Origin of the sequence: Cuniculiplasma divulgatum (assembly GCA_031200235.1) — an archaeon.
Classification (GTDB): domain Archaea; phylum Thermoplasmatota; class Thermoplasmata; order Thermoplasmatales; family Thermoplasmataceae; genus UBA509.
In genome coordinates, this window is record CP133595.1 from 1,929,019 (window position 1) to 1,952,371 (window position 23,353).

Consider the following 23,353-nt stretch of genomic DNA (forward strand, 5'->3'; position numbering starts at 1 on the left):
ATGCAGATAAAATGCCCAATATGGTTACGAAATGATTCTATCTGAGCAAACATCTTTACCAGATGATTTTCATTTTGATTTCACCTGGCTGCTTATTCAACAGAAGATTTTCATTTCGTTTCACTTCGTTGATAGTCACCTTAGTTATCATTGATTCAATAGTCCCTGGCCACATATGCTTCCACTGAACAAGGTCTCTCATGGCAGCTTCAAAATGCGGCTTCTGGCCGTTTATCAAACCAACCACCGATACTGACTTATAAACTATACTCTGAATATCAAAATTACTCAAATTTGCTGTCCCAGAACGCATGAAGCCGAATAACCCCAGAACAGCATTATTCTTAAGAAGTGCCAGGAGTGATGGCAGAATAGATGCATCGGAACCTGAAGCTTCCACTATCAGATCAAACGTATGTTCAGTTCCAAGAGACCCATATCCGTTGGAGGAATTGAAGAATGATATTTCCGCCTCCTGGAAAATTCTCGTTTCAGCCTGTGTTGGATCTCTTCTGTTTGCAATGGTAACGTTAAAGCCACGGCTTTTCAACAGCAGTGAAAATAGAATACCAATAGCTCCTGTTCCCACAACTAATGCTTGCCTGCAGCCATATGTCCCATCACTGCATTTCCAGTAAAGTCTGTTCTGTACTGTCAGAATCTCCTCCAGGGACTTCTCAATGTCAGAAAGAGGCTGTGCCATGATGGCTATATCCCTTATATCAGGGGGAACATGCACAAGAAATTCAGGAGAATCATATATGTATTCACGCATGAAACCGTGCATGCCCTTTATGCCAGCCTCTATGAATTCGCCAGTTTCGCAGAAATCAGGTCTCCCCAGGAGGCAGTTCAGGCACTTCCCGCATCCTCTTCTGTTAACAGGCATGACAATATCGCCTTTCCTGAAATTCCCGCCATCCTCCATTACCTCCCCAATTGCCTCGTGCCCAAGTGCCATGAAATTATAACCAGAGGGGGCAGCAGCTGCAGAAAGCTGTCCATTGACGATTTCACGATCTGTTCCGCATATGCCGTGTTCAAGGATCTTGATTTTTACACCCTTCTCCTGAATTTGCACGTCCTGCACTTCAAAACCTCCTGCAGGTGGTTTAACAATTATTGCTTTCATTTCTGAGACAGTAACATAATGCCGTGTTCTTAAAATAGGCTTTCCTAACACATATCATAGATAGTCAGAAATATCCCAAGATGAGCCTCATTTGAAGAATCATCAAGGATTACTGAAATGATTCAGCACTTCTGGCTTTTCTTCTTCCAATTATTCTCACCGCATATGAAAGGATGGCCAGAACAACAAAAATGGTAAACGAATCGAGCGAATTCAGGAATTCATTTGAAATCCCGTCACCGATTCCTAGAAAGGCAAGGGCTCCCAAACCAAGAACAAGTGATATTATTCTGTAGGAAGCTGGCATAGGTCCACGATAATTTCCATAATATCTCATTGGAGCACTGTTGCCGGAAGCATATGGTGCCAGGAATGCCATGTATATGAGCATCACATCTGGATTGAAGTCAGAAGAGGCAGCGAGCCCCGTTGATGATCTCGTGATTGTTCCAATAACCATGCCGCCTGACATGATGTGCACGGTGTTTGATATACCGGTTGGGAAGCCCGATAATTCTCTTCGAGGTACCTCGTATGTCTGGCCCTCGTATTCAAGTTTCAGACCGCGATACTCCTTGCCGACTTCTCCTCCGTTTCTGTATATTTTGAATGATCCCAGATCATCCCTGTCAATGCGAAAGGATGGAGTGCCGGTTATAACAATGGATGATGTCCTCATTCCGGTTGATTCGCGGCTGATTTCACCAACCTTCTCGCCATTCTTAAGGATGGAGCCATTTGACAGCACGTAATCTGTCATTCAGCTGGTGAATGCAGGTTGATATATATAATAATTGCTGGCCCATATTATTTCCCAGCACTTTCCTTTATAACTCCACAAAAATTTTAGAGGATAAGTGCGTAACTTTTTGCATGGACGATCTGGACGTGACAGGCATGATGGAAGATCTCAGGAAGAGACTGAAGCCCTACGACGATCCTGAGATGCGAATTTCGAATATGCCTGAGAATGGCATGGGAAAGGAAGACATCCTGGGTCAGTTGAGGAAATATGCAGAGCGTGAAAACCAGCCCTGGAAGGATGGCAGGGTATCTGGTGCAGTTTATCATGGCGGCGACGATCTTCTTGATTTTCTGGAGAAAGTTTATCACATCTATTCGCAGTCGAATCCGCTCCATCCCGACATATGGCCGAGCCTGACGAAGATGGAGAACGAAATAGTGGCCATGTCTTCAGGAATCATGAATGGAGATGAAGCAGTGCGTGGATCTGTGACTTCTGGAGGCACTGAAAGCATACTGCTAGCCATGAAGACGTATCGCGATTACTACCGTTTTGCTAAAGGAATCTCTCATCCGGAGATAATTCTCCCAACTTCAGCTCACGCAGCCTTTCTGAAGGCCTGCGATTATTTCTGCATCAAACCTGTTCTTGTGGACCTTGATGACAGCTTCCGTGTCGATGTTGAGAAAGTAAGGAACGCAGTAACACCAGATACGGTTGCAATAGTTGGATCAGCACCATCCTTTCCATACGGCGTCATGGACCCCATTGAGAAGCTGTCAGAAATTGCTGCTGACCACAATATTGGCATGCATGTGGATGCCTGCCTTGGCGGCTTCATAATCCCGTGGGCAGAGAAACTGGGGTATTACACCGGGAAGTTCGACTTCTCTCTGCCCGGTGTCACTTCAATATCTATGGACACACACAAATATGGCTTCGGGCCAAAGGGGACATCTGTGCTTCTGTACAGAAACAGCGATCTGTTCCAGCAGCAGATCTATGCAAATGGAACATGGCAGGGAGGAATATATTTCACTCCCACCATGGCCGGAAGCAGACCGGGTTACCCCATTGTGGCTGCATGGGCTGTGATGATGCTTATGGGCCGCAAAGGCTATGAGGAATCATCCCGAAAAATTCTTGAAACTGGCAGATACATCAAGGAAGGGATCCACAATATACCCGGAATCAGGATACTGGGTGATCCCCTGTGGGTAATTGCCATGACCTCTGAAAATGCTGGTGCATACAGGATAATGGACATAATGGGCAGAAAAGGCTGGATGCTCAGTGGCCTTGCAAACCCTCCGGCTTTCCATATTGCCCTTACCATGAGGCAGACATATCCCGGAGTGAAGGAGAAGTTCATTGAAGATCTGAAGGCATCCGTTGAAGAAGCCGTTAAGGGAGGAAAATCAGAGGCAGGAATGGCACCGGTATATGGCATGGCATCGGCTCTTCCTGATGAACAGGTGAGATTCTTCCTGAAAAATATCGTGGAGTGGCTGTACAGCCAGTGATTCACAATATGAACGCAGAGCCTGGAGATGTTTTTCTTGGAATAGACCTTGGAACATCATCGTGCAAGGTTGCACTTGTGGATTCCTCAGGCAACATCCTTGCCATGGGCGTCAACTCCTATCCGCTCTCCGTATCTGGAGACGGAATGGCTGAGCAGAATCCAGAGGACTGGTGGAATGCTGTCGTGACTGGAATGAAGGACGTTGTCAAATCCGCTGGAATACGCAAGATATCATCTATCGGCGTAACAGGCCAGTGGTCAGGAACAGTTGCAGTGGACATGAACGGAGACCCCATAGCACCCGCAATTGTCTGGATGGATACCAGGGGTGAAGAGATAATAAGAGAAATATCAGGGGGTTTCCCGTCCATATCAGGATACCGCGTGGATAAACTGGTCAGGTGGCTTCGCATCACTGGTGGCGCTCCGGCACACTCTGGAAAAGATTCACTGGCGCATATACTGTATATGAAGCGGTTCATGCCTGAAATCTATGAAAGAGCATACACATTCCTGGAGCCCAAGGACTTCATAGTTTCCAGACTCACAGGAAAGATTCTGGCGTCATGGGATAATGTTGCACTCCTCTGGTCCATCAATAACAGGGATTCCTCCCATGTAGTCTATGACCAGCGCCTTATCAGGATGAATTCCCTGGATGCGACGAAGCTTCCTGACCTGGTATCTCCTCTTTCAGTTGTGGGCAAGGTTAAAGAAGACGTTTCAAGCATCACTGGCATTTCCAGAGAGGCCAGCGTTATATCAGGCTGTGGTGACACACAGTGTTCGCTAATAGGCGTTGGAGCAGTGGAAGACAATGATGTGCACATTTACCTTGGTACATCGTCATGGGTCACTGCACACGTACCTTACAAGAAGACAGACATCTTCCACAATATTGCTTCTCTGCCTTCGGCAATCCCCGGTAAATATTTCATAGCAGCCGAACAGGAGAATGCCTGCAACTGCCTTGAATACGTGTCCAAATTATTATCCATTGAGGGCAGGGATAAGTATGACCTCATTGACATTGAATGCAGGGCATCCCCGGCATGTTCAAACGGTCTGCTTTTCCTTCCATGGCTTTTCGGAGAGCGGGCTCCAGTTGAGAATCCATTTCTCAGGGGAGGCTTCTTCAACATGGGGCTGAATAACACCAGATCTGACCTCATAAGGTCGGTAATGGAGGGCGTTGCCATGAATTCTCGCTGGCTCCTTGGCATAGTGGAGAAATTCATGGACAAGAAAGCCGATCATGTCATTATGGCCGGAGGCGGTGTCATTTCCACCACATGGTCGCAGATTTATTCAGATGTTCTGGACAGGCGAATCCTCGTTATGGACAATCCAAGATATTCCACGGTCAGGGGTGCTGCCCTGCTTTCCGCTGTGGGTTCCGGTTTCATGAAAATAACAGACCTCAGGGTACTCAGGGAGAAAACAATGACATTCGACCCGGATCCCGGTAATACTGTGAAATATGACAGGTTATTCAGGCAGTTCATTTCCTATTATAAGAACAACAGATCGTCAATGCGTGAGATGAACAGCCGGGAGGTCAGGTTCACTCCAAAATGATATTTTTACTGATAATTGCACGGGCTTCCTCATAGTTCCTGACATCTTTCCATATGTGCAGGAAGACTATATCTCCAACATTTCGCCGTATGTCATCCATGTGAATGTCCCTGTCATCAACGTACACAATCCTGTCCGGGCTTATTGTTATCCCCTTCTTACGAAGCACACCAAGCAGGTGAAGAATTCTCTGGTCCTTGGCGGGAGAGAATTCTGTTTCGTGATGGTCGAATAGATCCATTATCCCAAGTTTCTCAAGAGCCTCCATTACGTATTCCCGGTGATTCCAGCTCAGGGTGCATGTTATGGCTCCATTGGAGCGGCACCATCTGATGAATTCAAGAGCCTCCGGAAATACCGTAATAACAATGCCGTCCTGGTTCTCAATCTTCCCCGGTCCAGCGACGCGGTATGGAGGCCTCACGCTTGATATGTCAAGGTGATCCCAGACCGTACCGTCAAGATCCATCATGAGCAGCCACGGATCATTCTTCCCCTTCCTCTGATGCCGGTTCAATCGTTTCTCCAGATGATTCTGCATGTTTCTTCTCTCCTATGGCAAAGGTCAGGCCAAATCCTGCCAGCGCCAGCACAGCCATGGATATGACTGCAAGGAACCATAGGTTTTCGGGCATAAAATTACTTGCTGCCTGTGCATTCGCAAGGGCCGGGAGAAGGAGAATGAAGAATAGGGCACCTACCTGCGAAGTCAGCCAGACCATTCCCGCTGCGGTGCCGGCACGTTCCTCGCCGGCAGTTTCAAGCGATAGCTGAAGCCCAACAGGTGCAAGGGATAGAAGAAAGAATCCTATGACAACCGATACGGCAATATAATAGATAAGGTCAACACGAAAGCTGAAAAGCAGGAGAAAAACTCCGGCAACAAGGGTGTTGAGTATGAGTATCAATTTCAGTCTCTTATAGCGGTCTGCCAGCGCAGAAACAACCACCATTCCAATTATGCCGCTTATGAGCATGGCAGCGCCAGTCAGTCCTCCGTAAAGTGAGGGGATCCCTCTGCTGAACAGGATAGCTTCTATCCACTGGACAAACCCGCTGAATATTCCAACCCCAATGAAGAACAGAACCATCAGGATAACGATGTTCCTGAGGCTGATGAGGGTCTTCATCTGGCTTAAAATTCCTTCGGCATGGGTCCTCGTTTCAACCGATGCAGCAGGTCTGTCCCTGGCGAATGCCAGAAATACCACAAAGGATGCTGTTGCAATAGCTGATACAAAAAGAAAATTGTTTCTCAGTTCCTCGTATATGGCATTGGGGACCATTATGGGGACTATAACAAGTGCGATCATCATTCCAACGATCTGTCCCATGGTGCCGATTCCATTGGCAACTGTCTGCTCCCCAGGAGGGAACCAGTCTCCTGAAAGCTTGGAAATGCTGTTGAATATGAATGGCTGACCTATGGCTGCAAGACTCTCAAAAACGAAGAGAGAGGTAAAATCCGTACCAGAAATGATCCTGAGCCAGGAAAAAACCATGATTATGCCGCCGCCAAGAATGACGGTCTTCCGGAAACCCCACCTGTCAACCAGCAATCCAGCTGGCATCGAAAGAGGGATGAAAACGAGGGGCCACACTGCAGATATGAGGCTAATCTGCCCGAGACCCACATGGAATATGTCCTGAGTCTGTGGGCTCACAATGCCAGCAAAATTGAGCCAGACTATCTGAGATGACATTGATATGAGTGTGAACCCCATCAGCATGCCCCACCTGCGGGGATCCGCATAATCCGATGTGATTTTATCCAACTTAAACTTATGCTGTTCCGTATATTTTAAATTTTTGAAGATCAGTATGCCATAGCTTTGATTGTGCCATAGAACAGAGCAATATCTGCCCCGGGAAAAGTGCACAATAAAATTCCGTATACTGGGCCAGTAAAAATTAATACCTTGAAATTGCTGATCACACAGGGGTCGTTGTGAATTGACTGACATCATGGGAAACTACCTGAATGGCGAATTTGTTGAGGATGGAAAGAAGACAAAACTTGTGAGCCCTGCAGACGGATCCGAAGTGGCAACTGTTGTACTGGGGAGCAGGAAGTCTGCCATTGAGGCCATAGATGCTGCTGATTTTGCATTCCATAATACCTGGGTGAAGACATCCATAGGAGAGAGACAGAAGCTGCTTGCGAAGCTCGCTACCCTGGTGCAGGAGAAAAGCTACGAATACGCCAGGATGGAATCAGCTAACACTGGCAAGACAATGAGGCAGAGCACCCTCATGGATATCCCGCTTGGCATATCGCATATTGAGTACTTCTCCAGCACTCAGGAATTCAAGTTTTCAAGGGAGATCACCCATCCGGAGTATCCTGACACAACCGGTATTGTGCAGAATGCCCCCATGGGGGTTATTGGAGCCATTGCCCCATGGAATGTGCCCTTCCTCATGGCAGTGTGGAAGATTGCCCCTGCCATTCTTGCAGGAAACACAATCGTTCTGAAGCCATCTCACCACACTCCCGTAACTGCACTGATGCTGGCCGGAGACATACAGGAGGCCGGTTTTCCTCCCGGCGTCATAAATATCGTTGCGGGTACCGGAACCGAGGTTGGAAACACCCTGTGCACCGATGACCGTGTGTCCATGATAAGTTTTACAGGTTCAACTCAGACAGGCAAAAAGATCATGGGCATGGCCGCGGAAAACCTGAAGAAGGTCACACTGGAACTTGGGGGAAAATCCCCGAACATAGTGTTACCAGATGCGGACCTGGAACATGCGGCCAAGGGAATACTCTTCGGAATATTCCTGAACTCTGGGCAACTCTGCGAATCCGGAAGTAGGCTCCTTGTACACCGCAGCGTGAAGGACAGGCTTCTTAAGACTATGGAGAAGCATCTTCGGGGCATGAAGGCCGGAAATCCACTTGACATGGAAACTGAGATCAGTGCCATAACCACCCAGGACCAGCTTAAGAAGATCACGAACCTAGTGGACGAGGGGACGTCACAGGGAGCTACAGTGGTATTCCAGAGGCAGCTTGCAGGCAAGGTTCCAGGGAATGGGCTGTTCTTTCCTCCAACCATACTTGACAATGTGACGCAATCAATGACTGTGGCCCGTGAGGAAATCTTCGGCCCAGTACTGACTGTAACAGAATTCAGCCACACAGATGAAGCCATAAGGATAGCCAACTCCAGCAAGTACGGCCTCGCATCAGGACTCTGGACCAGGGATATGAAGGCTGCAACGAATATAGGATCGCAGATAGAGGCTGGTACAGTCTGGATAAATGATTACCACCTGCTTTCCGCGGCTGCACCACGGGGAGGATTCAAGAAGAGTGGAATAGGCCGCGAGCTGGGTCTGGAAGGCATCCTTGAATACACACAGACCCGGCACCTGTTCCTCAATGAGCATGAGAGCGACTTTGACAGGGTGGCATATGGGCTCATAATATCGGATGAATAATCCAATGATGCTCTGTCATTAACGATGAAAAGAATTTGTCTGGCGGGAATGAACCCCGTCAGATGAACATTTTCGGTATTTCCTCACTTGTGTTGATCATCAGGACTTTTGGTTCAATGCCTTCCCTGAGCCACTGCAGGCTTTCCAGCGAGGAATCAGCCACACGGGCGGGTATGCCGAATGCCTCAACTATGCTGGGAATATCCATCCTGGGTTGCAGGAAATCCCTGTCCTTCATGTCTGCATAATAGCTCTCAGCGAAGCTTCTCAGTATCATATACCCACCATTGTTCAGGATTATGATCTTCACAGGGAGATCGTATTTGCGTATAGTCCACAGTGTCTGCAGCGTGTACATGAATGCTCCGTCGCCAACAACAGCAAGGACCTTGTCCCTTGATGTTGAAATGCCTGAGGCAGCTGGAAGTGCCCAGCCCAGCTGGCCAGTTTTTGCGGTGAAATATGATTGGGGCCTGTAGCCCACCACATTCCTCAATATCTGGGATGCAGAAATGGATTCGTCCACTATGACGTGGTCCTGGAATGTGCGCTTTATCATGGACATGACATACAGGGGTTCCATTTTCCTTCTGGCAAGTGTCACTGCAGTTTTGGCGGTATAGTCCAGACTCCTGGAAAAATTTCCCTTCTTCTTAACAGATTTCGTAGCCTCCTTCAGGAAAAGTTTCGGATTCATGACGTAACCTGTCCCGATTTTCCCGGATATGTCAGTGCCTATGCATATTATGTGTTTCCCCTGAAGCAGTGGAGAAGGTGTGTATGGATACAGTGTAATATCCCCGCCAATGACAATGATGAGGTCATTGGCTGCAAGCCTCATGTCAATGAGAGCAGCTGCTGGTGGAAGATCTCCAGCATATTGCGGATCATCCGATGGATAACAGCCCCTGCTTGAAAGCGGTTCCCCGTACACCGGGCACCCGATCCTGTGGGCAAACTCCTGCGCTTCCCTGAAAGCCCCGTAGAGGTCGATCTCATATCCGAATACAATTGCCGGGTTGGAAGATTCGTTTATCTGATTAACTATGTCCTTCACTGCATCACTGTTTACATATTCCTGCCTGACCGGGCTGAAATCATCGAATGCCTCATCATGATCCTGATCCATGAAGTTCATTGGATAACTCAGGAATACCGGCCCCATTGGAGGTGTCATTGCAATCTGGTATGCCCGCTTAAGGGACCTGTATATATCAGCTGGATCCTTGATCTCATATCTGTATTTCACAAGGCCGGATACTGTGCCCAGAAGGTCGCCTGAAAGTATGGGCTCATAGAAGATATGCCTGTAATCCTGCTGCCCGGCTGTCACTATGACCGGAGAGCGGTTATGATATGCGGTGTGAAGGAAAGCCATTGAATTGCCGAGACCAGGCATTGTGTGCAGATTGCATATGGTCGGTGATCCGGATATCTGTGCCATACCGTCTGCCATGCCCAGTGAAATTGAATCATGCACTGTCAGGTAGTAATTCTTGATGCCCCTGAGCATTGGCAACTCGGTTGTCCCGGGATTGCCGAAGATTTCATTGAGCCCCAGTTTTTCCAGGCTCTGTGAAAAAATCTCGAATCCCTTCATCAGATCACCCTGTTTATTGGATCCACACCCTGCAGGAACCTGATCACATTGGCTACGGTCTCCTCTATGAATCGCCCCTGGCTTTCTATTGTCACCCCGGCTATGTGCGGGCTGAACAGGGCGTTATCCATTTTGAACAGATCGGACGAGAAGTCTGGCGGTTCCTTATCATAGACATCGATGCCTGCCTTTATCCGGCCCTCCTTAAGTGCCCTGATGAGATCAGGGGTGTGCACAACCTCGGCACGTGAAGTGTTGATGAATATGCATCCCTGCTTCATGGCCTCAAACTGTTTCCTGGAGATCATCTTTCTTGTATCATCGGTCAGGGGCACATGCAGCGAGATTATGTCCGCCGACGAAATGAGTTCATCCAGTGGAACATATGTAACTCCAAGATCATCCTCTGATTTCTCCGGAAGCCTTCTTGCGTCGTAATATATGACGCCGGCACCCATGATCACCAGTCTCTCCGCAAGCCTCTTTCCAATTGCACCCATTCCGATGATTCCGAATATCTTCCCCTTCAGGTCACGGGAAGCGGTAAGCAGGGGCCAGTTGCCGCTCCTTATCTCTGAATCAAGAAATTTGAAGTCCTTCAGGAAATAGAGAGCCATTCCAATGACATGCTCGGCCACGCTTTCCTTGTTGGATGTGGGAGAATTGCACAGCATAATGTTCCTTTTCTTAACCTCGTCCAGATCAACGTTGTCGTATCCTGTGCTTGCAATCTGCAGGAATTTCAGTGAGGGAAACTTATCCAGTTCTTCCCTTCCAATGTGGGTGAATGTTGTTGCAATGAGCACGTCGCTCTTATCGCCAGCGAAATCGAGGTCAGTCCTGATCTCAATCCCTGGCAGTATGCTTGATGCAGTTTTCCTGATATCCTCTATGGGGAGGAATGGCGGCAGAATAGCTGTCACTTTCATGCATATACGATCTGTGGAAACTACTTAATCATGTTCTTGGGCAGTCAAGATCCCCAGGAGATACAGATTCAGCAGGATGCTATTCCCGAGAGTTTCCTGCCACGCAACCGAAGTGCAGCCCCTATCTTATGATGATGACCTCGCATCAGTTTTTCCTGCGTGCAGGAATACCGCGATGCTGAGTACTACCAGTGTTATTATGGACAGATAGGACAGGATCCCTGTGATGAAGGCAAGATTGTTCTGGCCGCTTGCTTCATACAGGATTGCAATATATGCAATGGAAACTATCCCTGCTACTGCCGATATGGCAGGTTCCACGATTCTCCGCGCCCGAGATATTGGGAAGAAAGACATTGCAAATCCAGTTACCGGCATATATACCGATGTGATCATGAATGCCAGTAAAGTCAGGAGATCATTTGGAACCACCATTAACGTGAGCCTAAGAATTGCCAGGAATACTGCAAAAAGGATTACACTTGCAGCAACACTGCCATACAGGAACCTTAAATTACGGCCGGCAATGAAAGACCCTGCGAAGGAAAAGACAACCACTCCGGCAATTATGCCCTCAAACAACGGAAGTAGTTGGTTGGTATAGCCGATGAGGTAGATGAATGATGATCCATAGGCCATGACAAATATTACGGAAACTGAGAAGGTAGTTGTTATCCATATGACTGCAGGTATGGCCAGCCATCCCCAGATCCTGCTCCTTCCTGCTTTATCTGCCATTTTTACGCCTCCTTCTGTATACATACATGGAAAATCCTGCAAGTGCAATCTCAAGTAGTGCCAGAAGTGAGTAATAGAGAGAACTTTCGTCAAAGGGAGTGAAGCCAGAATTTACCTTGTTGTAAATGCCTGAATCAAGGGAGGAGAGATTCAGGTGTGACGATCCGTTCCGGGAATATGGAAGATTACCAAATGGAATCTGCGGAATCATTGGAAATATCCGGGAAAAGTTGAAGCCAGAAGTGTCAGTAACGGGACTGAAATGAATTGAAGCTGGCACCGGGAACCCTGATGATGCGTTAAACAGAACTGGATTCCTTGTGATATATTCTCCGCTGTTTGTCCTACTGAAATAGAAGAAATCAATTGGTATATTGGATACAGAGACCAGCTGGTTCAGTGCCGGAAGATTCCAGTTGTAGTCTATGAATGCCAGCAATGAAGTGTGTGTCATTTCAGTAGAGGAAATGTAGTCCTCCTTAGCAAACGGAGAGATAACAATGAGCGGTATCCGGAAACCAAGCTGCACACCATCCAGCACAGGAGGCGCTACCTGATCGTAATAACCGCCGAACTCGTCATAGGTTATGAAAATGGCTGTGGAATTCCACAGAGGACTTTTCTCGATGCTGTCAACAACATAAAGAAGCCATTCCTCTCCATTCAGGATATTGTCAGGTGGACCCTGGCTATCACCTGTGCCCTGCGAGAAGAGATAGCTCACTGATGGCAGTGTGCCATTTGCAGATTCATTGAGAAACTGATCCCAGCTCTTCAGGTGACTGGAGTATGCTTCGTGGCCGTAGAGGTATTCCCAATCTGGGAAAGCAGAACGCGTATTGTTGATATAGAATCCCCATGATACATTGTACGCAGACAGTTCTCCAAATATGGACTGGGATATTGGCACATACGGTGGTGGACCGTAGTCATTGAAAACCGGCGAGTATCCGGCAAGGTAATACAGGTGATTTGGCGAGCTTTCCGAAATTTGCGGTGCATAATAGTTATCGGCAACGCCGTACTGTTCTGCAAAATCCCATTCTGGGGCCATCTGCGCCGCACCGTAATAGGTAAGGGACTGCGGACCGCTCCCGTTCAGGAAACCATTCATTTTCCCATGATTCCAGTCGATGTGATACTGTACATAGCCCTCATTTGGATCTTTCGTTGTGAATACCCCTGCCGGTATCTCACTCAGTTTATGGAGAAGAGTCCTGTTGCCCAGCAGATTCAACGGAGTACTCAGGTTTGCCGAAAGGCTGGAATTCCGGGAATACCGGTCATATGGGTATATTCCGAAAAGGTTGTCGAAGCTGTGATTTTCCAGGAAAATGTTGATGACATGCTTTATGGGTGTCATGGTTCCAGATGGCTGTGATCCGGCCTGAGCAGAAACCACAGGCATAAACATCACCACAACAATGGCAATGGTGACAATTACCGCAATGTATCTCTTCACTGTCAGTGTTAAATCCCAGGATGATTATTTATTTTTGCAGGATTGAGTTGAGTATTATGATGGAAACATATTCTGCCAATGGAATGTGCGGACGTACAGAAATCCACCAGATTGCCCTGACCCAGAATTACCAGAAGGGTTTATATTCCCTGCAGTATCCGAGGAAAGAAGCGAAGCAATGATCCCGTTTGTAAATGCACTGAATAAGAAGCCTCTTATCTTTTCCGTTGTTCCACTGAGGGATACAAGGACTGGAGAGAAGGCACATGATGAGCGGATATTGAGAAATCTCGATGCAAGGATCAAGGAATTTTCTGATGCGTTGAAAGGAAAGAAGCGTCTGAACGCTGTGAGCGTCCCAGAACTTGTTGAGGAAAACCATGAAGGGCGTCCCAGATACAACAGCGTTTATACAAGGAAACTTTCCAGTGGAATTGCCAGTAGCCTAGACATAGATGCAATTGTCAACAAGGTTGTTGTGCATCTTGAAAGCTATTCCGAACTCTCAGGGTGGATCCAGGAGACATATTCCCTTGGAATCAAGAACATGGTACTGGTTGGGGGGAACACAAGGCATCACAGATACCCTGGTCCCGCTGTGTCGGAGGCCAATGTTGCAGCGAAGCACGTTGCAACAATCAGCGGTCTGGATGACCTTACCATTGGAAATATCTGCCTTCCTGAACGGAGAAACGAGGCGAGAACAATGCTCTACAAGACCATGACTGGTGCGAGGTTCTTTACCACGCAGATGCTTTTTGACAGCCAGAGAATAATTGAGCTTCTGCGGGAATACACTATGCTCTGCAGTGAGGCTGGAGTAGAACCCGCAACAGTTCTACTGAGTTTCGCCCCATTGAGAAGCGTATCAGATCTTAATTTTTTGGATTTCCTGGGAGTTGATCTCCCCACAGGACCCAGGGAATATATCCTTGATTCGGGTATTCCATCGGAAGCACCGGAAAGGTCTATCCTCAATGCAGTTTCAATCTATTCTGACGTGGCAGATTCACTTGAAGGTCTGGATAATTCCGTTCAAGTCGGCGTGAACATAGAACAGCTGACCAAGACAAATCTTCCATATTCACTGAGGCTTCTGGATCGGTTCCAGGAGATAATCGACATGAAGGGAGCTGAACTAAGGGAAGTACTGGACAGAAAGCTATAAACCATTATCCCAGAGGTTGGTTAGCCGGGATCAGACAATCCTGCTGATCCTTGACATCTTAACCTTGATGTTTTCAAGCACTGAATGGGCACCTTTTCCCAGTTTAAGTATGCTTACACTGGAGTCATTTATGTCCATGGAGAAGCCAAGTTTTTCAGTGAGTACAGAAGCCCTGTGAAGAAACTTAAGTTGGCGCGCAGAACGAGGAATAACCTTCAGGATGTGCTTTATCTCATCCTCATTGAGCAGCCGTAGTGATATATGATTATTCGCTGTTTTGGGGACTCTCCGCCCCCATATCCCTAAGTCGCTTTCTCAGATATATGGAAGATAAGCGAGAACCATCTAGCTTTTCCGTGAAAGGCCATTAGTATCATGTAAGGAAATGAAACTGTGGAACGTTCATATGGAAACAGCTTGATGAAAATAGGGCTAATATCAGAAAAGGTTCTAACCATGAAGCTCCATACATCAGATCGGATTACGGGGTTTATGGGATAGAGAAACCGCTTGTTCCTGTGTATGGGGTTTTGCTGGCGTAAATCCCGTAATTGGAAGACACCCGGAATCTGGACAGAAAGGAGACATGTTAATGGAAATGATGTGTAAGGATCGTAAAGTCTGAACAGAAACTTCTCTGGAGGAGTGGAAAGAATGCAGGCAAAGACACGTTGATTAAATGATTGGACGTTCGTCATAAGGGATGGTGGAATGAAATTCACGAACAAGGTTCACAACGCTGTTCAATTCGCCATCTCGCTCATACGGCTGTTCGAAGGGTATTTAAGCATTTTATTACCACTCCGCTCTCTATGTTCATTGTGTCAAGTATGCTGAAGGCTTCCAGATCATAGTGCTGATGTCATCATCGGCCCTGTCTCTTTGACCTTGAATGAAACCTGTTTCCCGGTTTCAATGTTGAACCAAAACGCTTTCCGACATCGAGATTTATTAAGTTACAGGGTAGCGTAGATGATGTCCTGCGTCATCTTATTGTGTCTCGAAATGTGTTTCGGAAATGATATTTAACAGAGAGTGCTACAGATCTGCTTCACGAAGTCCCATGGAACGCTCCACGATCTCAGGTAACTCTCATGCAGGCCTTTCCTCACGAGAAATGGAACATGACAAGGTTTCCTGAAGACCACCGACGTTCCGGAACACTTGAATCCAGCGAGATTTTTTGCAATATCCTTTCAAAATACCTGAGTTATACTGAATCCTGAATGGCGCAAATTGTCAAAACATGTTCTGCCATTGGCTCACTTGCAGTCCTTTTATGAAAGGATGAACCAGTGTCGACCCGAATACCGGTTCAGAGGTATTACACAATATCTTTGTTTTTTTGTCAGGCCATTTTCAAGCTCCAAGGCCCATCAAAGTTCGTGGAACTTAAAAGGCATCCTTTCAATAATCTTTAAATATTGAATTTAAATAAAAGGATACTAGGGGAGCTTCTGCTGAAGCTGAGAGGACCTTGCGGTCGACCCTTGGAACCTGATCCAGGTAATGCTGGCGGAGGGATGTTGATGTGTATCTTATATTTGGGACTTGAAATCGCTTTATATAGCAGCTTTGCAAGCTATGGAAATGTTTTTTGTTCTTGGATGTTCTGTGAGGGGACTTTGCGGTGATAAACGATCTTAATTCCGTCGACCCAGCTCTGTTCCATAATTACGGCGATCTCAGGAAGGCCCTTGATGGGATGGCTTGGACCAGAACTCATTCACTTATGCTTGTTACAATGGTCACGAGCTTCTTTGTCTGGGGTATTTTACTTGTAGTTGCCCCACTAATAACTGAGTGGCCAGTAGTTCCCCGGGATTACACAAGTTACATTCTTCTGGCATCTCCAGCTGGCCTCCTGATTGGGAACTTACTTATGGGATTCCTTGCAGATAGGTTTGGCAGGAGGAATATCTTCATGGCAACCATGCTGATTGGGGCTATTGGAATATCCGGGATCATCTTCTCCGCTAACGCTGTCCAGATCATCATATCAATTATTCTGGCCGAAATGGGATTCGGCGGTGAAGAAACCGTGTCACTGGTATTCATGGCAGAACTCTTCCCTGCAAGGTATCGCGGAAAGGTACTGATCCTTGTGTCAAACTCTGCAAACATCGGTGTGGCAGTCCTTTCAGGGGTATTTCTCTTGACTCCTGCCAATATTTACCTCCAGAAGCTTCTTTTCGGGATAATGGCGGTTGCTGGGCTTCTCATAGCCATTTACGCCAGAGTGAGGATACCGGAGAGCATCAGATGGAAGTATGTTTCCCGGTCAGTTGCAGCCATACCAAAAATCGATTCAAGGGGGATACTGAAATTCCTTGTCCTGCTCTCGTTCGCCATAACAATCGTTCTCACTTTCGCGCTGGTGACTTTTGTCATGGGACCATACAGATTCCCTATGTACGTTAGCTTGATAGCATTTTCATCAGGCCTGGGGACGTCAGCAACAGGTATTCTCGCAATTTTCTTAATTGATATGGTATCTAGGAAACTTCTTGCACTTTTTGCATACACAGGAGGATTCTTGTCTATGACGCTCTTCATACCCTACCTGTTCTTCTCATCCTCCCTGATACTTTTTGTTGTGCTGGTACTTATCAATTCGTTCTTCAGTGAACTGGGCTGGGCTTCCCGGGAACTCCTGCAGCCTGAACTTTTCGACACCGGATGGCGCGGCAGAGGCATCGCTTCCGTCCGCGGGATAGCTTACGGTCTGTATATCGCCTCGCTCTTTCTGCTGGTTAACTTTTCAACCTTGAATTACATGATATTTGCAACCATGATGTGGTCAATAGGGTTTATCGGCTCCGTTGTATGGTTCATCAAGGGAAACGAAACAGGGAGGGCAAGCCTGTGATGAAAAGAGGACTTCCGGTAGTACTTACGGTAGCAGGCTCAGATTCCGGCGGAGGTGCCGGAGTACAGGCTGACCTGAAAACCATGACCGCACTTGGAGTATTTGGAACAACCGCTATCACCGCAGTTACCGCTCAGAATTCTGTTGAGGTATCAGGAATTTTTCCAATGAATCCAGATTTCGTGGAAAAGCAGATGGATGCTGTCCTTTCCGACATGGGGGCTGATGCTGCCAAGACCGGCATGCTCTATTCCGGTGAGATAATAGATGCCGTATGTTCAAAATTCACCGAATACTCAGTAAAAAACGTGATAATAGACCCCGTTATGATGTCAAAGACAGGTGCGAGACTCCTGAATGAGAACGCCGTGGAGTCTCTTAAATCGAAACTTCTGGGAATTGCGTATCTCGTCACACCGAACATACCTGAAGCCGAGATGCTTTCCGGTTTGAGCATATCACGAGGAGACCATGCAAAAAAGGCTGCTGAGAAAATATTTGCGGATACGGGCTGCAGGGTCCTGATCAAGGGAGGGCATTCCACCGGGAGATACGTGAAAGATATCCTCTACGACGGTTCACGTTTCATGGAATTCGTGAAACTGAGGATAAATACAAAGAACACACACGGAACCGGAGACACTTACTCTTCCGCCATTGCCTCATTCCTTGCACTGGGCAATGATCTCGCGTCTTCCGTTACCATGGCGAGAGAATATCTCCAGGGTGCTATCATTAACTCAGTGATCATGGGAAAGGGATTCGGTTCCCTGTATCATGGGTGGAGGAATAAAAATGGCAAATGAAGCTGGAAAAATAACCAAGGCTTACTTCGAAAAATACATACTGCCGAAAACCGGAGCAAAGAGAAACGAGGTCATAGTGCCGCCAAAAAGCGGCGTGGACACGGGAGTGATAAGAATTGCTCCGGGAAGAGTAATGGCCGTGACTACGGACCCATTCTCCATACATCCGTCTCTTGGATGGCATAAAGCCGCCTGGTTTGCATTTCATATCATAGCTTCCGATCTGTGTACATCCGGCCTTCCACCGGAGTACCTGAGCGTGGACCTGAACCTGCCTGTTTCCATTAAGGACATGGAAATAAAAAAAATGTGGGACACAGTGCATGAGGAATGCAGGAAATACGGAGTTGCTGTCGTCACAGGACATACTGCCAGATATGAAGGAACGAACTACCCTATGGTTGGAGGTGCCACAATGATAGGAACAGGGAATGAGGATGAATACATAACTTCTGCAATGTCGAGACCCGGTGATGCCGTCATAATAACCAAAACAGTGGCAATACAGGCAGCAGCCATGCTTACTGCAATTTTCCCTCAGTACATTGAGAAAGAACTCGGTACTGGCGATTTCAAGAAACTGGATTCCATGTTCTACAGTATGACTACAGTAGATGAGTCTATGGAGGCGGCGAAATTCGGGCTTAGAAGCAGAGGCATAACATCCATGCATGATGCCACGGAGGGGGGCGTTCTTGGTGCTCTCTACGAGATAGCGGATGCCTCAGGAAACGGGATTCTCATTGAGAAGGAGAAGCTGCCCCTGTGGCCGGAGGTCTCCAGGGTATCAGAACTGTTCGGGATCAATCCATACAGATCAATAAGTGAAGGCACTCTCCTGATGACTGTTGTACCCGATAAGGCGGATGCTTTCGTAAAAAGGCTGAAGGCGAAGGGTACAGAAAGCGTAATTGCAGGATACATGAAAGAGGAGAATTTTGGAAAAAAAATTGAGGATTCCGGTATGCTGAAAGATATTGAACCACCAGGGCATGATGACTACTGGAAAGCGATAAATTATGGAGTTTCCAGGAGACTTAAATGAAACTTCAGGGACTTTACCTTCTTACGCCGGACTATTACGGCGAGGGATTCTTCAAGAAACTTCAGCTAGCGCTTGATGCCGGCATAGACTTGCTACAGTACAGAGACAAGAACAATCCCTACAGCGTGAAGCTTGAGGTTTCCCGGAGAATCAGGCGCATCACTCTTGATTATGACGTCCCCCTCATAGTAGACGATGATCCGATACTGGCTGGCGAATGCTATGCAGATGGTGTCCATGTCGGCAAGGATGACCCTTCCATAGCCGAGGTCAGGGACATTCTGGGAGACGTTATAATAGGGTACTCCACCTATGGCGATGTGCATCGCGCCCTGCAGGGTCAGAAAGACGGCGCTTCATATGTTGCTTTCGGTTCATTCTTCCCGACAACGTCAAAGGATGGGGCAGAGCTGTGTGATATTAGGGTTCTTGAGGAGGCAAAGAAAATCCTGAATATCCCCATATTTGCCATTGGCGGCATAAATGAGCATAACGTCGGGCGGATTATGCAGTACGGCATCAGCGGCGTTGCAGTCATCTCAAGCATTTTCTCGTCAGCTGATCCTTTCAGCGCGTGCAGGAAACTTCGAAGCGAGATAGAGAAATTCATCGTTTCGGGATTCAAATGCTGAAGGGAAAAAGATAAGGGTAATAAACACTGGAGTAAACTGAAGAGTTAGGCAGGAAAATAATGCAAGTATAAAACACCATATTGGACGTGTTTGAATATCCTCAATTCACTTGGTGTGAGGCTGAGGTGTTTCATGCTTTATCAGGCAGAAGGATGACGGCAGAAGAACTCTCCGTTAAAACTGTAATTCCTTACACAAGAGTTTACACGGTACTGAGGAAGTTGTTGCAACTGAATCTGGTACAGAGGATCGCAAGCAATTCGGCCATGTTTTCAATACATGAAAAAGAAGTTGTTATTAGTATACTGTGCGAAGAGAGCAAATACAGTATAAATGGCACAGAGGGCCATATAGCTAATTATCTGTATGAGATTCAGGGAAAGTAGTAAAGTTCCAATGACCTTAAAGAGCCATGTCAACGTAACTTTATAGATTCACATAATTATATAAATTGCTTTAAGTCAATCTTCCTGTCATGAACGACTCAAAATTAGAATTAGATTATTTCTTAAATATGATTTAGGCAGTGATTTTCAAGTAAACTTTTTCTTACTTTTCCAGTTATAAACAACCCTGAAATAAGGTATGCATGGCAGAAAAGAAAGTCACCATGAGAGTGTATGGAATGACCTGCGATGACTGCGTCAGAACTGTGAGCAATGGCCTTAATGATGCGGGAGCTACTGACGTGTCTATATCCCTGAAGGACGGCATTGCAATGCTCAAAATCGATGATGCAAAGATATCTCCGGAAAGTCTGGCCAAAATACCTGTATTTGGCGAAGAGTCCCATTACAAAGCACAGATAAGGAAGGTTGAGTGAGGACTTGCCCAAGGAATATGATCTTGTAATCATAGGAAGAGGCGCAGCAGCATTCTCTGCAGCCATAAAGGCCAGTGAGATAACCAGGAATCAGGTCTCGGTTGCCATGATTGGTTTCGGGCCGTTGGGAGGCACATGCGTCAATGTAGGGTGTGTCCCATCCAAATATCTAATAGAAGCGGCAAAGGCAGCAAATACTCAGAGAGTTCCAAGGTATCCCGGAATTGAATCACATGAGCCAGCGGTGAATTTTCAGGTGGTCATGGATTCTCTCAGGGAAGCTGTGCATGAGGAAAGAGAGAGCAAATATGCCAGGGTTGTGAGATCGTATCCCAACATAGACGTGTACGACGGCAAAGCGCACTTCATTTCAAGAAACACTGTGCGCGTTGAATCCTCCGATGAAAGTGTTGATGTCTCTGGCTATAACTTTATCGTAGCCACAGGTTCAAGAACAAGGATTCCTGAAATTGAAGGGCTTGAGGAAACAGGATATTTAACAAGTGACAGCATATGGAACTTGGATGCACTGCCCGGTTCCCTTGGCGTCATAGGTGGAGGATTTGTGGGACTTGAAATTGGACAGGCACTCCACAGGCTTGGATCAGACGTCATCATAATCAAGCAGCACGACACCATCGTTCCTGGCATTGAAGAGGAGCTTGGACATGAACTTATAACTGCCCTTAAGGATGACGGAATATCATTCCTGACAGGGAGATCTGTTTCAAGGGTCTACAAAGAAGGGAATAAAAAGGTCATAGAGGCTACTCACAAGGGTGGGATTGATACCATCAAGGTAGACGAGATACTCATATCATCCGGCAGAATCCCAAATGTGGAAGGCCTTTCCCTGGAGGAAGCGGGTGTGAAGTATTCCCCAAGAGGCATATCCATCAGGAAGGATTTTTCCACTGACAATCCACTGATCTATGCGGCAGGCGATGTTGTGGACCAGAAATACAGGCTCGAAACACTGGCTGCAAGAGAAGGCGCAACTGTGGCTTCCAACATCTTCAATAATGCAGATAAAACCGTCAACCTGCAGGAAATACCATGGGCCGTGTTCACTGAGCCACAGTTTGCTTCGGTAGGCTTCACGGAGGATGAATACCGGAGGTTACATGGCAGTGCCACAAGCAGGACAATACCACTGAGCGCAGTTCCAAAGGCCAGAATATTACGCCAGGAACATGGTACCATAAAGATAGTTGTGGACCCTGCCAGCAATAGGATAGTTGGTGTCCATGCAGTGAGTCCTTACGCCGCCGAGTTCATAATGGAGGGAGTTATTGCAGTTAAGCAGGGAATGACCTTCAACGACATAATAGAGAACAGCCACATATTTCCCACTGTGTCCGAAGGCATAAAACTGGCTGCACAGTCATTCACCAGAGACCTTTCCATGATGAGCTGCTGCATGGAATGATATTATCACTATTTTCAACTTTTTTACAGTATTTATGCACATTATAAACAGAATTGCATTCCTTCTGGCGAATTCCGGCAAAATTTAATAATGTCCCCAGAGTCCCCCTCTGGATGGAAGTTTATGGCTTGAAGGGCAGGACATGGCTACAGGTTATTTCTGCATACGCAGGATGGCTCATGGATGGATATACATCCATTGCATATGCACTTGTTGCAGTAACAATATCGTCGGTATTCTTCCCTTCGAAGGTCATAGGCATATACAGCCTTGTTGCAACATTCGGAGGCCTGGCTGTTGAGGAGCTCGCAAGGCCGGTTGGATCAGTCCTTCTGGGAAACTTTCTTGGAGACAGGCTTGGAAGGAAGAACATGCTAACCATCACAATTGTGGGTTTTTCCATTTTCGCTGCATCTAAGGGCCTTCTTCCAACATTTACACAGGTTGGGATTTTCGCTCCCATACTGCTTTACATCATACTTTTCATAGAGGGTCTGTTCGCTGGAGCGGAGTATGGAGGTGGTACAGCGCTATCCATGGAGAGCGTTCCGGCAAAGAAAAGAGCCCCCATTGGCGCATTTGTGCAGAGCGGATTTGGCACAGGTTTCTTCATAGTATCATTCGTCTTTGCCGGACTTTTTTCCTTTTATGGAAAGTCATCATTTGATGTAATTGGATGGAGAGTGCTCTTCTTTACCACCATCATTCCCGGATTACTGACGCTGGTTATCAGAAGAATTACAAGGGAGACTGTTGTTTTCCAGGACATGCAGGCTAAGAAGGAAGTGGAGAAGGAGCCGGCAGTGAGCCTTTTTAAGGTTGGCGGTGCCCCTCTTATATTCGCACTTATACTGACCACAGGGCTCCTTTTCATAAATTCAATAACTTTTTCATTCTACCCCACTCTCCTGATCCTTCTTCATTCAACAATAAGCGGCACCACAGTTGGTGTTTACAATGCTTATATCAACCTGGTATCACTGTTTGGCGTATGGGTTGGGGGCATTATAGGATTGATAATAGTTGGAAGGAAGACATCCATGATCGTATATACTGTGATTTTTGTGGCCATAACCTATCCCATATCATACTTTGCATTCCACGGAAGCGCATTTATGGATCTGGTTCTATTCAGCATACAGGCTTTCTTTGAAGCAATGATATTCTCAACACTTCCTGCATTCCTTTCGGAAACATTCAGCAAGAAATTCCGAACCACTGGCGTTGGGTTTGCATATAACGGTGGTGCAATACTTTCCGGATTCGCCATAAGCATAGTCCTCTATTCGGCTACCATAACCCGGAGCCTCTTCGCCTCATGGACGCTCTGGTTCTTCATTGCAGAGGCAATAATGCTTGCAGGGTTACTGCTTTCAAAGGAAACCTACAGGCATGGGAATCCTGACCTGATAAATGCATAGTATA

At 46.8% G+C, this 23,353-nt stretch carries 20 protein-coding genes and 1 riboswitch; of the genes, 12 read left to right on the forward strand and 8 right to left on the reverse strand.

Annotated features, from left to right (window positions below; genetic code table 11):
- Window positions 1–55: 55 nt before the first annotated feature.
- Window positions 56–1,090 (reverse strand): glucose 1-dehydrogenase, encoded by a 1,035-nt coding sequence (locus RE469_10090; protein ID WMT44535.1) that lies wholly within the window; start codon window positions 1,088–1,090, stop codon window positions 56–58.
- 151 nt (window positions 1,091–1,241) lie between these two features.
- Window positions 1,242–1,892 carry a hypothetical protein gene (locus RE469_10095; protein WMT44536.1) on the reverse strand — a complete coding sequence of 217 codons (651 nt, stop codon included), beginning with the start codon at window positions 1,890–1,892 and terminating at the stop codon, window positions 1,242–1,244.
- 113 nt (window positions 1,893–2,005) lie between these two features.
- Between RE469_10095 and RE469_10100 the strand changes: the two genes are divergently transcribed.
- Both RE469_10100 and RE469_10105 read left to right on the forward strand, forming a co-directional pair.
- Window positions 2,006–3,400, forward strand: a complete 1,395-nt coding sequence (locus RE469_10100) for an aspartate aminotransferase family protein (protein WMT44537.1) — start codon at window positions 2,006–2,008, stop codon at window positions 3,398–3,400.
- Between the two features lie 8 nt (window positions 3,401–3,408).
- Complete coding sequence (locus RE469_10105; GenBank protein WMT44538.1) at window positions 3,409–4,980, forward strand: FGGY-family carbohydrate kinase; 1,572 nt, start codon at window positions 3,409–3,411, stop codon at window positions 4,978–4,980.
- On the opposite strand, the gene RE469_10110 is transcribed toward RE469_10105, so the two are convergent.
- On the reverse strand, window positions 4,967–5,497 hold the full coding sequence (locus RE469_10110; protein WMT44539.1) for a magnesium-dependent phosphatase-1: 531 nt from the start codon (window positions 5,495–5,497) through the stop codon (window positions 4,967–4,969). The genes RE469_10105 and RE469_10110 overlap by 14 nt on opposite strands.
- Entirely contained in the window at window positions 5,466–6,755 is a 1,290-nt protein-coding gene (locus tag RE469_10115) for an MFS transporter (GenBank protein ID WMT44540.1), read from the reverse strand. The genes RE469_10110 and RE469_10115 overlap by 32 nt, the downstream gene beginning before the upstream one ends.
- Window positions 6,756–6,933: 178 nt before the next feature.
- Here RE469_10115 and RE469_10120 point away from each other — a divergent pair, with 178 nt between their 5' ends.
- Window positions 6,934–8,427: an aldehyde dehydrogenase family protein gene (locus RE469_10120; GenBank protein ID WMT44541.1), complete on the forward strand. Its 1,494-nt coding sequence runs from the start codon at window positions 6,934–6,936 to the stop codon at window positions 8,425–8,427.
- 58 nt (window positions 8,428–8,485) lie between these two features.
- Here RE469_10120 and RE469_10125 read toward each other — a convergent pair whose 3' ends face one another.
- The 4 genes from RE469_10125 to RE469_10140 form a co-directional block, all read right to left on the reverse strand.
- On the reverse strand, window positions 8,486–10,027 hold the full coding sequence (locus RE469_10125; GenBank protein WMT44542.1) for a thiamine pyrophosphate-binding protein: 1,542 nt from the start codon (window positions 10,025–10,027) through the stop codon (window positions 8,486–8,488).
- Window positions 10,027–10,956, reverse strand: coding sequence for a 2-hydroxyacid dehydrogenase (locus tag RE469_10130; protein WMT44543.1), 930 nt, complete (start codon window positions 10,954–10,956; stop codon window positions 10,027–10,029). The genes RE469_10125 and RE469_10130 overlap by 1 nt, the downstream gene beginning before the upstream one ends.
- A gap of 126 nt (window positions 10,957–11,082) precedes the next feature.
- A complete protein-coding gene (locus RE469_10135) occupies window positions 11,083–11,694 on the reverse strand; it encodes a hypothetical protein (protein ID WMT44544.1) in 612 nt (203 codons plus the stop codon).
- Entirely contained in the window at window positions 11,684–13,156 is a 1,473-nt protein-coding gene (locus RE469_10140) for an alkaline phosphatase family protein (GenBank protein ID WMT44545.1), read from the reverse strand. Before RE469_10140 ends, RE469_10135 begins: the two co-directional genes overlap by 11 nt.
- A 178-nt stretch (window positions 13,157–13,334) precedes the next feature.
- On the opposite strand from RE469_10140, the gene RE469_10145 reads away from it, so the two are divergent.
- The 9 genes from RE469_10145 (at window position 13,335) to RE469_10185 (ending at window position 23,349) form a co-directional block, all read left to right on the forward strand.
- A complete protein-coding gene (locus RE469_10145) occupies window positions 13,335–14,324 on the forward strand; it encodes a hypothetical protein (GenBank protein WMT44546.1) in 990 nt (329 codons plus the stop codon).
- 1,437 nt (window positions 14,325–15,761) lie between these two features.
- A riboswitch (TPP riboswitch) is annotated at window positions 15,762–15,865 on the forward strand.
- Between the two features lie 89 nt (window positions 15,866–15,954).
- Window positions 15,955–17,193, forward strand: coding sequence for an MFS transporter (locus RE469_10150; protein WMT44547.1), 1,239 nt, complete (start codon window positions 15,955–15,957; stop codon window positions 17,191–17,193).
- Window positions 17,193–17,999: a bifunctional hydroxymethylpyrimidine kinase/phosphomethylpyrimidine kinase gene (gene thiD, locus RE469_10155; GenBank protein WMT44548.1), complete on the forward strand. Its 807-nt coding sequence runs from the start codon at window positions 17,193–17,195 to the stop codon at window positions 17,997–17,999. The genes RE469_10150 and thiD overlap by 1 nt, the downstream gene beginning before the upstream one ends.
- On the forward strand, window positions 17,989–19,044 hold the full coding sequence (locus RE469_10160; protein WMT44549.1) for an AIR synthase family protein: 1,056 nt from the start codon (window positions 17,989–17,991) through the stop codon (window positions 19,042–19,044). The genes thiD and RE469_10160 overlap by 11 nt, the downstream gene beginning before the upstream one ends.
- Window positions 19,041–19,676: a thiamine phosphate synthase gene (gene thiE, locus RE469_10165; protein WMT44550.1), complete on the forward strand. Its 636-nt coding sequence runs from the start codon at window positions 19,041–19,043 to the stop codon at window positions 19,674–19,676. The genes RE469_10160 and thiE overlap by 4 nt, the downstream gene beginning before the upstream one ends.
- Window positions 19,677–19,762: 86 nt before the next feature.
- Window positions 19,763–20,062, forward strand: coding sequence for a helix-turn-helix domain-containing protein (locus tag RE469_10170; GenBank protein ID WMT44551.1), 300 nt, complete (start codon window positions 19,763–19,765; stop codon window positions 20,060–20,062).
- A 203-nt stretch (window positions 20,063–20,265) separates the two neighbouring features.
- Window positions 20,266–20,499, forward strand: a complete 234-nt coding sequence (locus RE469_10175) for a heavy-metal-associated domain-containing protein (GenBank protein ID WMT44552.1) — start codon at window positions 20,266–20,268, stop codon at window positions 20,497–20,499.
- Complete coding sequence (merA, locus tag RE469_10180) at window positions 20,492–21,928, forward strand: mercury(II) reductase (protein ID WMT44553.1); 1,437 nt, start codon at window positions 20,492–20,494, stop codon at window positions 21,926–21,928. The genes RE469_10175 and merA overlap by 8 nt, the downstream gene beginning before the upstream one ends.
- A 113-nt stretch (window positions 21,929–22,041) precedes the next feature.
- On the forward strand, window positions 22,042–23,349 hold the full coding sequence (locus RE469_10185) for an MFS transporter (GenBank protein ID WMT44554.1): 1,308 nt from the start codon (window positions 22,042–22,044) through the stop codon (window positions 23,347–23,349).
- Window positions 23,350–23,353 lie beyond the last annotated feature (4 nt).